Origin of the sequence: Hymenobacter psoromatis (assembly GCF_020012125.1) — a bacterium.
Lineage (GTDB): Bacteria > Bacteroidota > Bacteroidia > Cytophagales > Hymenobacteraceae > Hymenobacter > Hymenobacter psoromatis.
The window spans coordinates 3,099,576-3,111,994 of the sequence record NZ_JAIFAG010000001.1; the positions used below are offsets into that span (position 1 = coordinate 3,099,576).

A 12,419-nucleotide genomic window follows, 5' to 3' on the forward strand; every position below is an offset into this window, starting at 1 on the left:
TCTCTATGAGCAGGAAATCGGGTAGTGGCGCGAAGCTTTCGCATCGCGCTGCTTTTATACTGCTACCTCAATACCCTCCACGCGGTCGGCTACCTGGCGCATGAGCCAGAGCGGCGTGCTAGTGGCCCCGCAGATACCCACCGAGGCGGCATCGACCAACCATTCTTCCTGAATTTCGTGCTCGTTCTCAATGAAGTAGCTGCGCGGGTTCACGGCATTTACTACCGAAAACAAGGCTTTGCCGTTCGAGCTTTTGCGGCCACTCACGAAGAGAATAACGTCGTGCTCCTGGGCAAAATTGGCGAGCTGCGGCTCGCGGTTGCTCACCTGGCGGCAAATACTGTCGTTGGCATCGAAGCTTTCGAGCGAACCGCCAGCGGCGGCGATGCGGGCTTCAATTAGGGCCTTCATCTTGTAGAAGCCAGCCGTGCTCTTGGTGGTTTGGCTGAAGAGCGTGATGGGGCGGCTAAAATCAATCTGGTCAAGGTCGGCCTCAGTCATCACGATGAGCGCCTGGTTGCGCGTCTGACCGGTGAGGCCGATAACCTCGGCGTGGCCGGGCTGGCCGTAGATGACGACTTGGCCGTTGGCACGGGTGGTGGCGTCGAAGGCGTGCTTCACGCGGTTCTGGAGCTTGAGCACCACCGGGCAGCTGGCGTCAATCAGCTCCAGGTTGTTTTCCAGGGCCAGCTGGTAGGTTTCGGGTGGCTCGCCGTGCGCCCGGATGAGCACTTTGCAGTCGTGCAGCGTGCCGAGTTCCTCACGGTCAATCACGCGCAGGCCCTGCTGGTGCAGGCGCTCGACCTCCATGCGGTTGTGCACGATGTCGCCGAGGCAGTAGAGCGTGCCGCCGCTGTGGCGCAGCTCATCTTCGGCCATCTGAATGGCGAACTCCACGCCGAAGCAGTAGCCCGAATTTTTGTCAATGGTTACCTGCATGATACTCAGTAAACCCCCCGCTGCTCCCTGGGGTTCGCAGCCGGCAAAGGTACGGCCGGGGCCGGGGGGTTGCGCGGCCCTCTGCAAAGGCCGGGCCAAGGGGTAGGGCCGGCGCAACGGGCTTTCGCCCGAACTTTGCCGCCCTACCCCCACCCATGCTGTTCAACTCGCTTCACTTCCTCGTCTTTTTTCCGGTTGTTGTCGGGCTGTATTTTGGGCTACCGGCGCGCTGGCGGGGGCCGCTGCTGCTGGCGGCTAGCTACTATTTTTACATGAGTTGGCGGCCCGTGTACGGGCTGCTGCTGGCGGCCACTACCCTGCTCGATTACCTCAGTGGGGTGCGCATGGGCCGGCTGGCCACCAAGCGGCAGCGCCGGCCCTGGCTCTACCTGAGCCTGGCCAGCAACCTGGGTACGCTGTTCATTTTCAAGTACTTCAATTTCTTCTGGGGCGCGGCCGGCGAGCTGGCCACGGCGCTGCACCTGCCATTTGTGGCCCCGGCGCTGGCGCTGGCCCTGCCGGTGGGCGTGTCGTTTTATACGTTTCAGTCGGTGGGCTACGTCGTGGACGTGTACCAGGGCCGGCTGCCGGCCGAGCGGAATTTGGGGCGGTTCGCGCTGTTCGTGGCGTTTTTTCCGCAGCTCGTGGCCGGCCCCATCGAGCGGGGCTCGCAGATGCTGCCGCAGTTTCGGCGGGCCCACGGCTTCGACTATGGCCGGGTGGCGAGCGGCCTGCGCCTCATGGCCTGGGGCATGTTTAAGAAAGTCGTCATTGCCGACCGCCTGGCCCAGATGGTGACACCTATCTTCGACCACCCACGCCAGTACCAGGGCCTACCCCTGCTGCTGGCCGTGGCCGGCTTCACCATCCAGATTTACGCCGACTTTTCGGGCTACACCGACCTGGCGCGGGGCGCGGCGCGGGTGCTGGGCTACCAGATGGTGCTCAATTTCCGGCAGCCGTATTTTGCCGCCTCGGTGGGCGATTTCTGGCGGCGCTGGCACCTATCGCTCTCGGGCTGGTTTCGGGATTACGTGTATATTCCGCTGGGCGGCAACCGGCGCGGGCTGGTGCGGCGCTACACTAACCTGTTCGCGGTCTTCTTGTTAAGTGGCCTCTGGCACGGGGCCAGCTGGACGTTTGTGGCCTGGGGGGCGCTGCACGGGCTGTATTTAGTAATGGAGGGCCTCACGCAGCCAGCCCGCGCCGCGCTGGCGCGCGGGCTGGGCCTGGCCGCCCGGCCGCGCCTGCTGCACGGCTTGGGCGTGGCCGCTACCCTGGCGCTGGTGGCCTACGCCTGGATATTCTTCCGAGCCAATTCGCTGGCCGATGCCTGGTACGTGAGCACCCATTTATTCCGGGGCTGGGCCCAGCTCACGCGCCACGAAGCGGTGCTGACCATCGGCCATTTCCTGCTCAACTACCCCCCCGAAGTCGCCGTGACGCTGGCCGCCGGGGCCTTGCTGCTAGCCGTGGACCTACGCCTGGAGCTGCCAGCCCTGGCCGCCCGCTGGGGCCGGCCCATTCCGGCCGTGCGCTGGGCTGGCTACGCGGCACTGCTGCTGGCTATTGTGTTGTTTGGGTTTTTTAATAGCACGCAGTTTATTTATTTTCAGTTTTGAGTTGATTGTTAGCCGTTTGTCATTGCGAACGCAGCGCGGCAATGACAAACGGCTAACAGTTAACAACAACTTATCAACAATCAACTATGCGCAAGCTACTTACGCAGCTCTTGCTGCTGCTGGGGGGGGTAGGGCTGGTAGCGGTGCTCGTGCTGGGACCGGCGCTACGGCGGCCCTACCTCGATGCGTTTTACGCTCGCTTTACCGCGCCGGCGGCGGCTTCGCTGGTGCTGGGCACCTCGCGGGCAGCGCAGGGGGTGCTGCCGGGCGTGCTGAAAGCGCAGTTGGGCGGGCGCTACGCCGGGCCGTGGCTCAACTATGCGTTCACGCTCTACCAGTCGCCCTACGGGCCGGCCTACCTGGCCAGCATCCGGCACAAACTGAACCCGGACACCCGCCACGGGCTATTCGTGCTGGCCGTAGACCCGTGGTCGCTGTCGGTGGCGCGGCCCACGGGGGCATATAAGCCAGTGGCGTTTCCTGAGGACCAGCTCATGATTGGGCAACTGCGCCAGGTAAGCCAGAACCCTAATTTTGGCTACCTGGCCCACTACTTGAACTTCCCGCTCTACCGTGCCCTGCTGCGCGACACCGCCACCGCCACCGAACGCCTACAGCCCGATGGCTGGCTCGAAATCGCGCTGCCCTCGCCCAGTACTACCCCTGCCCGCACCCGCCAGCGCGAAACCGAGCGCCTGGCTACCTACCGCCAGCTGGCTCGCACCAGCCAGCCCTCGGCGGCGCGGCTGGCCAGCCTGCGCCAACTCATTCTTTTTCTGAAGCCGCACGGCCAGGTGGTGCTGGTGCGCGTGCCCACCGGCGCGGCCATGACGGGTATCGAAAGCATGTATCAACCTGATTTCGACCAACTCATGCGGCAAACCAGCGCTTCCCTGGGCGTACCCTACCTCAACTACGCCGGCCAGCCCTACCTCACTACCGACGGCAACCACCTCTGGCGCGGCGCGGCGCGGGCGTTCAGCACCCGGCTGGCGGCGGATATTGGGTTAATAACTAAGTAAGCACGTCATGCTTCCTTCGTCAGCATGACGTGCTTACTTAGTTATCAGTCACTTGTCATTACCCATTAATTTTATGCGCATACGCTGCGAACAGGGCCGACGATACCTTATCCAGCACGAAATCAACCTGTTCGGTGATGGTAATGTGCGTGGTGTCGAGCAGCACGGCATCGGCGGCGCGGCGCAGGGGGCTTTCGGCGCGGGTCGAGTCAATGTGGTCGCGCTTGCGCAGGTTCTCTATGATGTCGGGCAGCGGCACGTCCTGGCCGGCGGCGGTTAGCTCATCTTGGCGGCGGCGGGCGCGCACTTCCACGTCGGCGGTCATGAAGATTTTAACTTCCGCATCGGGGAAAACGGTGGTGCCGATGTCGCGGCCATCCATCACTACCCCCCGCTTGCGACCCAGGCGCTGCTGCTGGGCCACCATCGCGTGGCGCACCTGCGCAATAACCGACACCTCGCTTACCGAGTTGGAGACGCGCATCTGGCGAATATCATCCTCCCGGATTACCTCGTTCAGGCACAGCTCGTTGCGGCCGGTGCGGCGGTTGCGCTTGAAGCTGAGGTGAATCTCATCGTGCAGAACCTGCTCGATGCGAGGCATATCATCGAAGGCGATATTATTCTCCAGTAAAAAAAGCGTTACGCCCCGGTACATGGCCCCGGTATCGAGGTAAGCGTAGTGTAGCGCGGCAGCAACTGCCTTAGCAGTAGTGCTTTTGCCACAAGAAGAGTAGCCATCAATGGCGATGACGAGGTTTTTCATAAACGCGCGGAAACGGCCATTGGCCCCGCAAGATTACGAAATCCAGCGCTTGCGGGCCCCGGCCGCGCCCACCAGCCGCTGCGGTACCGATTGAAAAAAGGCCGCCACCGAAGCCACCGTGCCCCTATCGAACTGCTGATTAACTAAATAAAACGGGTTAAAAAAAAGCCGGTTGGCCAGCCCTATCCCCGTGCTGCCGTCGGGGCCGGCGGCCCACTCGGCATGGTAGGCACTCACCAGGCATTGCCCCAAAAAGCAGCCCAGCGCCGACACTACGCCCTCGCGCTCATTAGCCTGCTGAGCCAGCTCAACGCGCTGCACCTCAATAAAATGGTCCAGTTCCTGCACGGCCTCGGCATTGAAAGCCGCCAGGCCGAGCTGCTGGCGCACCTGCTCGGCCGCGGCTTGCAGGGCATTGACTTCGGACGAGTTTTCGGGCATAACTTTTTTCGGTTTTTAATTTTTTCGAGTTACTGGTTCCTTCTAGTTCTTAGTTGAAGGAGAGACGCTTTTCACAAAAGGCAAACTTAGGAACCAGGAACTCACTTCGCCTGGCCGGCTTTCCAGTTGCCGTAGACGGTCAGCAGCTCGGGCAGCTGCGCGGGCACGATACTGGGGTCCAGTTCCAGCTGATGCGAGAGCACCTCAAAATCACGCACGGCTTTGGCCAGTGCCAGCCGGAAACCTACGTTGCCGGGTGGCAGCACGGCCGTGGGTTGGCCGGGTGCAACCAGCACCGTGTATACCAGCGGCGGCTCGGGGGCGGGGGGTAGGGCCACGTATTCGCTCACCTGAAAGCCCCCGCGCCGATATAATTGCCGCACAAACAAGATGTTGAAATGCTGAGCCGGCCGCGGAATATCCACCTCGCGGGCCAGCGAAAACGTGTCGCGGCCCATGACAAAGGCTTGCACGCTTTCGGCCGAGTACACCAGCGGGGCATCCGGCTTGTGGTCCTTATCACTCACGCGCAGGCTCTGCGTATCGTACTGAAGCTTGGCATGCTGCCAGTCCCCATTGAGTAGGTGGTAAGAGCCGCCGCGAAAACCCGTGGGCGGCAGATGCGGCGCGGGCTGCTGCGCGAGCGCCGGCGCGGTGATTAATAAAAATAATCCTATTCCGTAAAGATATTTCATAAGTTAGCACGCTACTACTACTAAGCAGCGGCTAACATAATGCCAAAACCCATGAAAGTCAAATTATTAATGCCCACAAGGGCAAGGCACTGCCTTTCCCCCGCTGTGGTGCTTATACCAGCGCGTTTTTTGCTGGAGTGAGCCGTGACGGGCGCAGCCGCTGGCTGCCAGCAGGGTAGCCAGGGCCAGCAGCAGCGCCGGCCGGGCTGGTACATGAATGTTTAGCGATAGCTTCACGGCGCGGTTTTTTACAAAAATACTTCATTTCGGCCCAAGCCGCTCCGGCGCGTGGGCCGGATTTTTCTCTGAACGATATGCAGTCTGATTTCGTGCTTGCGGTGAATGTGGTGGATATTCCGGCCCGCGCTATTTTTTCGGCCCAGCTGCGGGTAGCGGCCGGCCGGGTGGCGGCCATTGAGCCCGTAACCGGGGCCAGCGGCCCCGACCCGGCCCTACCCTACGCCCTACCCGGCTTTGTGGATGCGCACGTGCACGTAGAGAGTTCCTTGCTGGTTCCCAGCGAGTTTGCGCGGCTGGCGCTGGCGCACGGCACGGTGGCCACCGTGAGCGACCCCCACGAAATTGGCAACGTGCTGGGCGTGGCCGGCGTGCAGTATATGCTGGATAATGCGGCGCAGGTGCCGTTCAAATTTTGCTTCGGCGCCCCCAGCTGCGTGCCGGCTACCCCCTTCGAGACAGCCGGGGCCGAAATCACAGCTTCGGACATTGAAACGCTTTTTCAAAACCCAAAAATCGGCTACCTGGCCGAGATGATGAACTGGCCGGGCGTGCTTAACCGCAACCCCGGCGTGCTCGAAAAAATCGAGCTGGCCCACCACTACGGCCGGCCCGTGGACGGCCACGCGCCCGGCCTCCAGGGCGAAGATGCCGCCCGCTACGCCAGCGCCGGCATCAGCACCGACCACGAGTGCTTTACGGCCATTGAAGCGCGTGACAAGCTGGCGGCGGGCATGAAAATCCTGATTCGGGAAGGCTCGGCGGCCCGCAACTTCGACGCGCTTATCGAACTGCTGCCCCATCACTACGAGAATCTGATGTTCTGCTCTGACGACAAGCACCCCGATACGTTGCTGCTGGGCCACCTGAACCAACTCGTGCAGCGGGCCGTGGCGCTGGGCTACTCGGTGTTCGACGTGTTGCAAGTAGCTTGCCTCAACCCCGTGGCTCACTATAAGTTACCAGTGGGCCAACTGCGCGTGGGCGACCCCGCCGATTTTATTCTGGTCAATAACCTAACCGATTTTCAGGTGAAGCAAACCTACCTGGATGGCGTGCTGGTGGCCGAAAACGGCCAGTGCCTCCTACCCCCCGCGCCGGTGGCGGTGGTCAATAATTTCCACGCTCAGCCCATTAAAGCCGCTGCGTTAGCGGTTCAAGTATCAGCCAATACTCCACAACCAACCATCACTTATCCCGTCATTGAGTGCTTTGATGGCCAATTAATTACGGCGCGGCGCAACTTGCCCCTACCCCTCGCCCACGGCCTAGTGCAGCCCGACCCGGCCCAGGACGTGCTGAAGCTGGTGGTGCTCAACCGCTATGAACCGGGCGCGCCGCCAGCGGTGGCATTCATCAAGGGCTTTGGGCTGCGGCGGGGCGCGCTGGCCAGCAGCGTGGGCCATGACTCGCACAACATTACGGCCGTGGGCTACGACGACGAGAGCCTGGCTCGCGCTATCAACCTGGTGGTGGCGGCCCAGGGCGGCCTGGCCGCCGTGGGCACCGCCGCCGAAGCGCACCTACTACCCCTGCCCGTGGCCGGCCTCATGTCGGACCGCCCCGGCCCCGAAGTAGCGGCCGCCTACTCGGCCCTCGATACTTTTGCCAAAACCCAGCTCGGCTCGGGCCTGCAAGCGCCGTTTATGACGCTCTCGTTCATGGCCCTGCTAGTCATTCCCAGTCTCAAACTCAGCGACAAAGGCTTGTTCGACGGCGAGAAGTTTGAGTTTATAGGCAATGAGTAATAGGCAATGGGTAATGTCGTTCAAGCTGATTGAACAACATTACTCATTGCCTGCTACCCATTACTGAGCGCGAAGCGCTTGGCTAGCAGGCGCTGCATTTTTTCCTCGGTGAGCGGTTTGGTGAGATATTCTACGTTGGGGTATAGGGCCACGCGGGCGGTATCGGCGGAGTGCATGGAGGTGGTGAGCACGGCCACCACGGTGCGCTCCTGCACTTCAGTGGGCAGGCGGCTATAATGCTCCAGAAAGTCGAAACCGCTCATGCCGGGCATTTTCAAATCCACGAATACCAAGTCGGGCGTGGCTTGGTCGGCTGGCTCGTTACCCCACAAAAATTGCGAGGCTTCATCGGCCTTCGAAAACGAGCTGACCTGTTTGGCTACCCCCAACCGGCTCAGTAACCGGTTATTCAGGAAGCTCGTCGTTTCGTTGTCCTCAATCAACACGATATGGTTAAGCGCGTCCGTCATAGAAAAGTAGTGCGGTTTAGGCTAACGAAGATAGACCGGCGGCCCCATTCGCGCAAGCGGCCGGCTAGCTAAAGCCAGCCCTGGGCGCGCATCCAGTCATCGTTATAAATCTTGCCCAGATAGCGCGTGCCGTGGTCGGGTAGGATGATGACCATCGTATCCTGCTCCGTAAGATGCTCACGGGCAAATTCTAACGCGCCAAATACGGCCGAGCCGCAGCTCCAGCCCACAAACAAGCCTTCCTCGCGGGCCAGGCGGCGCGTCATCAGCGCGGCAGCTTTATCGGTGACTTTAATAAATTGGTCGATGACGCTAAAGTCCACGTTCTTCGGCAAAATGTCTTCGCCAATGCCCTCCGTTTTATAGGGGTAAATCTCGTTCGGGTCGAAAATGCCGGTTTCCTTGTACTTCTTGAAAACTGAGCCGTAGGTGTCGATGCCCAGCGTAAAAATAGCCGGGTTCTGCTCCTTCAAATACTTGCTGCTGCCGCAGATGGTGCCGCCCGTGCCTACCCCCGCCGCCAGGTGCGTGATGCGGCCCTCGGTGCCGGTCCAGAGTTCGGGGCCGGTGGTCTCGTAGTGAGCGGCGGTGTTACCGGGATTATCGTACTGATTGGGGTAGAAGGAGTTGGGCGTTTCCTGGTTGAGGCGGCGGGCCACGGAGTAGTAGCTGCGCGGGTCGTCGGGGGCCACATCGACGGGGCACACTACCACTTCGGCCCCCACAGCGCGCAGGATATCCTGCTTTTCCTTACTCTGCTTGTCGCTCATCACGAAGATGGCCTTATAGCCTCTGGCGATGGCGGTGAGGGCCAGGCCCATGCCCGTGTTGCCGCTCGTGCCCTCGATAATGGTGCCGCCGGGCTTCAGCAGGCCGGCCTTTTCAGCGTCTTCGACCATACGCAGCGCCATGCGGTCTTTCACCGAGTTACCGGGGTTAAAGTACTCAACTTTAGCCAGAATAGTACCTTTTATGCCTTGGGTAACTTTGTTTAGCTTCACGAGCGGCGTGTTGCCGAGCGTGTCAATAATATGGTCGTAGTACATACTGCCAGGTGGGGAGGGGTAGGGAGCTAATGAGGCGGCAAAGGTACGGAGCCTGCCGAGTGGGCGGCCGGGCGGGGTGCGTTGCCCGCGCCGGCCCTACTTTTGCCCCATTCATTCCTAACAAGCTAGCCGCCCATGAGCGTTCTCGTCAATAAAGATTCCAAGGTCATCGTGCAGGGCTTCACCGGCTCCGAAGGCTCGTTCCACGCGCAGCAAATGATGGACTACGGCACCCAGGTAGTGGGCGGCGTTACGCCCGGCAAGGGCGGTACCGAGCACCTCGGCCGCCCCGTGTTCAACACCGTGGCCGACGCCGTAGCCGCCACCCAGGCCGATACCAGCATCATCTTCGTGCCCCCGGCCTTCGCCGCCGATGCCATTCTGGAAGCCGCCCAGGCGGGGATTAAGGTCATCGTGACCATCACCGAAGGTATCCCGACTAAGGACATGATTGCGGTGAAGCACTACCTCAAGGACCGGCCGGGCGTTACGATGGTAGGCCCCAACTGCCCCGGTGTCATTACGGCCGGCGAGTGTAAGGTGGGTATCATGCCCGGCTTCATCTTCCAGAAGGGTAAAATCGGCATCGTGTCAAAATCGGGCACGCTGACCTACGAAGCAGTGGACCAGCTCACCAAGGCCGGCCTGGGCCAGACCACGGCCATCGGCATCGGCGGCGACCCGATTATCGGCACCACCACCAAGCAGGCGGTGGAGTTGCTGATGAACGACCCCGAAACCGAGGGCATCGTGATGATTGGCGAAATCGGCGGCGGCATGGAAGCCGAAGCTGCCCGCTGGATTAAGGAAACCGGCAATAAGAAGCCCGTCGTGGGCTTCATCGCGGGCCAAACCGCGCCTCCCGGCCGCCGCATGGGCCACGCCGGCGCCATCGTGGGCGGAGCCGACGACACGGCCGCCGCTAAAATGGCCATCATGCGCGAGTGCGGTATCCACGTGGTGGACTCGCCCGCCGAAATTGGCGAAACGATGTTGAAAGTGCTGGGCGGGAAATAGGCCCGTTCTTCATTGTTATTACAGAGAAAGCTCCGGTACTTACCGGGGCTTTTTTTGGGTACTTTTATATACACTGACCAATCTACTTCCCTACCCCTATGAAAACGCTTACCAAGCCTCTTTTCCCCTTGGCTTTCCTGGTGCTGGCCACGGCCTGTAAGAAGGAAATCGAAACGATTACCGTACCGGTGGATAAAGCGTACAGCTGGACGGAAGTAAAGTATCTGGTCAACTACCAGCGTAATGTATTGCGGGTGATGCCGGGGACGAACACCCTCAATTTGCAGGAAACGGGGAGCTTTGAGGTGCTTTCGCCCATTCCGGGCTCCGCCGAGCAGGTTGCTAATGGCTATTACACGGGCTTTGGCCACAAGCTATCGCGCACCTGGGTACCCGACCCCCTGCCGTGGGACGTGCGCAATGCCGTGCCGATGAACGCAAACTTCTACGCCAATCCAAACGGCTACCGCGACGTCAATTCTGACACGATACTAACCATTTACCCAACCAAGTTTTTTGACCGGGGCACTCAACTGCATTTGCACGGCCTGGACCCCACCGCCACGCAGTTTGAGAATTTTCTGATTGGTTCGCGCTACCCGTTTGGAGTTATTAATCGCAATAACTACCTGCTCTGCAGCTACCGCACGACTAACACGCAGGAAAATGCTTTTCACCTGATATTGACAAAGCTCGTCAATACGTCTGTTACCGGCTCAACCACTACCAGCACCACGCAGATAAGCTCGCAGCTTATTCGCCTCCCTACCCCCGGCCCAAGTCAGTTCAGCTTTAAGAGCTTTTGGGCTATTGATGATTATTTTTTGGTTTGGTGTGATTATGCCGGACTCTATAAAATTTACCAAGATGGAACGGTAAAGCAAGTAAATGGCCCGCCCAACTTCACGAGTGGCCCGGTAAGCCCAACCACCATCTATAAATGGAAGGGCACGGTTTATTCCCTTCAGCAGGGTTCTGGCGGTGATGCTACCTTCTATACTTCTACAAACGATGGCGAAACCTGGCAGCAAATCACGGGCTTCAATCAGGCACTCACCTTCTCAACTTTCTACCCGGTGGGCGATAGCTTGGTAGGCATTACGCATGGCATCATCACTAACAGTATCTACACCCTGCGCTGGCTGAGCGCCAATAGCATCCGCCTGCGCGAGTTGAAGAATGACGGCCTGGGTTACAATGACTTCGCTGACCTGGCGCAGCTCGGCGACACCGTGTACCTGGGCACCACCGGCGGCTTGTTTAAGCGCCCGCTCAGCAAATTTTTTGAGAGTAATAAGTGACCTGCTTTTTCCTCATGCGTCAATTTCATTCCATACTGCTCGTTGGTGGGTTGCTACTAGGTACCGCCTGCAAAAAGGAGGTGGAGAAGATTGTGGTGCAAGAAGTGAATAAAGTGTATAGCTGGCAGTAAATCAAGCGGCTATATGATTTGGAGAATACTATTTTGGGGATGGGGAAGGATGACAATTCCATTTTCCTCCAAACCCCGGGCCTGCTGGGTATTTTGACACCACCGAAGAATCCACCAGTCAAACGTCGCTTTGGCTACTACATAACTGTTGATGCCTTCTTGCCCAGCGACGTTTACATTAAGATACTAATAAGCAACACTTTTTTAGTCGTTCCTTTTCAAGATTCTATTGTTCGGCTTATCCGCCCCACCGAACCAGTGCAGAATAGCTTTAACAAGCTTATTCACTTGCGACAACTAGACCCCGAGGCTACCAGCCTAAATCCTTCCCACACCTATTGGCTACCCTTCGGAACGATTAATAGCGACAACTTCTTCCTGTTCGGCTATCACGCCGGGGCGGGCACGGACATCTGACTGGTATTGTCAAAAGTGAGCTTGGATGGAGCAGGCGAGTTGCAGTCACAGTCCCGCACTATTCGTATCGCCTCACCTACAGCAGCTTACAGCGCCATCCGGTGCATGGTAGCCATTGACAATTATTTTCTTGTCAACTGCGGTGCTGGCTTATATAAGGTGACGGAAGATGGCGCTATTAAAAAAGTATTTGGGTACAGCTACACGGATATTTTCTATAAGCGGCAAGGAAGTATATATGGGGTAGAGGAATACAATGCTGTTTTACTGTCAAAAGACGATGGCCAAACCTGGCAGCGCGCCACCGGTACGCCTGATGCCTTTAACTTTACGAGCTACTATACTGCTAGTGACAGCTTAGTTGTTGTTACCCAAGGAAGTGACAATCAGATTTATACCCTAAATTGGAAGGATTCCAACTACAGGATTCGAGCCTTGAAAAACGATGGTTTTGGGCAAAGCGAGATAACCGGTTTAGAACAGCTCGGCGATACGGTGTATGTAGGCACTACTAGCGGCCTGTTCAAGCGCCCCGTTAGCAAATTTTTCGAGACGAAACCCTAATCC

Annotated in this window: 12 protein-coding genes and 1 pseudogene; 7 read left to right on the forward strand and 6 right to left on the reverse strand. The window is 59.0% G+C overall.

What is annotated here, in order from left to right:
* Positions 1 to 54 precede the first annotated feature (54 nt).
* A complete protein-coding gene (locus LC531_RS13490) occupies positions 55 to 939 on the reverse strand; it encodes a 4-hydroxy-3-methylbut-2-enyl diphosphate reductase (RefSeq protein WP_223651027.1) in 885 nt (294 codons plus the stop codon).
* 155 nt (positions 940 to 1,094) lie between these two features.
* On the opposite strand from LC531_RS13490, the gene LC531_RS13495 reads away from it, so the two are divergent.
* Both LC531_RS13495 and LC531_RS13500 read left to right on the forward strand, forming a co-directional pair.
* Positions 1,095 to 2,561, forward strand: coding sequence for an MBOAT family O-acyltransferase (locus LC531_RS13495; protein WP_223651028.1), 1,467 nt, complete (start codon positions 1,095 to 1,097; stop codon positions 2,559 to 2,561).
* A gap of 86 nt (positions 2,562 to 2,647) precedes the next feature.
* Positions 2,648 to 3,583, forward strand: coding sequence for a hypothetical protein (locus LC531_RS13500; RefSeq protein WP_223651029.1), 936 nt, complete (start codon positions 2,648 to 2,650; stop codon positions 3,581 to 3,583).
* Between the two features lie 58 nt (positions 3,584 to 3,641).
* On the opposite strand, the gene cmk is transcribed toward LC531_RS13500, so the two are convergent.
* The 3 genes from cmk to LC531_RS13515 all read right to left on the reverse strand — a co-directional run bounded on the left by cmk (position 3,642) and on the right by LC531_RS13515 (position 5,485).
* On the reverse strand, positions 3,642 to 4,349 hold the full coding sequence (cmk, locus tag LC531_RS13505) for a (d)CMP kinase (protein ID WP_223651030.1): 708 nt from the start codon (positions 4,347 to 4,349) through the stop codon (positions 3,642 to 3,644).
* 33 nt (positions 4,350 to 4,382) lie between these two features.
* Positions 4,383 to 4,790 carry a hypothetical protein gene (locus LC531_RS13510; RefSeq protein ID WP_223651031.1) on the reverse strand — a complete coding sequence of 136 codons (408 nt, stop codon included), beginning with the start codon at positions 4,788 to 4,790 and terminating at the stop codon, positions 4,383 to 4,385.
* A 101-nt stretch (positions 4,791 to 4,891) separates the two neighbouring features.
* A complete protein-coding gene (locus tag LC531_RS13515; RefSeq protein WP_223651033.1) occupies positions 4,892 to 5,485 on the reverse strand; it encodes a hypothetical protein in 594 nt (197 codons plus the stop codon).
* Positions 5,486 to 5,799: 314 nt separating this feature from the next.
* Here LC531_RS13515 and ade point away from each other — a divergent pair, with 314 nt between their 5' ends.
* Positions 5,800 to 7,470, forward strand: coding sequence for an adenine deaminase (gene ade, locus LC531_RS13520; RefSeq protein ID WP_223651035.1), 1,671 nt, complete (start codon positions 5,800 to 5,802; stop codon positions 7,468 to 7,470).
* Positions 7,471 to 7,523: 53 nt separating this feature from the next.
* Here the strand turns inward: ade and LC531_RS13525 are convergent, their stop codons facing one another.
* Both LC531_RS13525 and LC531_RS13530 read right to left on the reverse strand, forming a co-directional pair.
* A complete protein-coding gene (locus tag LC531_RS13525) occupies positions 7,524 to 7,940 on the reverse strand; it encodes a response regulator (RefSeq protein ID WP_223651037.1) in 417 nt (138 codons plus the stop codon).
* Positions 7,941 to 8,011: 71 nt separating this feature from the next.
* Positions 8,012 to 8,986, reverse strand: a pseudogene (locus LC531_RS13530) (PLP-dependent cysteine synthase family protein); the annotation flags it as partial.
* 135 nt (positions 8,987 to 9,121) lie between these two features.
* Here LC531_RS13530 and sucD point away from each other — a divergent pair.
* The 4 genes from sucD to LC531_RS13550 all read left to right on the forward strand — a co-directional run bounded on the left by sucD (position 9,122) and on the right by LC531_RS13550 (position 12,416).
* Complete coding sequence (sucD, locus tag LC531_RS13535) at positions 9,122 to 10,003, forward strand: succinate--CoA ligase subunit alpha (protein WP_223651039.1); 882 nt, start codon at positions 9,122 to 9,124, stop codon at positions 10,001 to 10,003.
* A gap of 98 nt (positions 10,004 to 10,101) precedes the next feature.
* A complete protein-coding gene (locus tag LC531_RS13540; RefSeq protein ID WP_223651041.1) occupies positions 10,102 to 11,304 on the forward strand; it encodes a hypothetical protein in 1,203 nt (400 codons plus the stop codon).
* A gap of 149 nt (positions 11,305 to 11,453) precedes the next feature.
* Positions 11,454 to 11,852, forward strand: coding sequence for a hypothetical protein (locus LC531_RS13545; RefSeq protein WP_223651043.1), 399 nt, complete (start codon positions 11,454 to 11,456; stop codon positions 11,850 to 11,852).
* A 15-nt stretch (positions 11,853 to 11,867) separates the two neighbouring features.
* Positions 11,868 to 12,416 (forward strand): beta propeller repeat protein, encoded by a 549-nt coding sequence (locus tag LC531_RS13550; RefSeq protein ID WP_223651045.1) that lies wholly within the window; start codon positions 11,868 to 11,870, stop codon positions 12,414 to 12,416.
* Positions 12,417 to 12,419 lie beyond the last annotated feature (3 nt).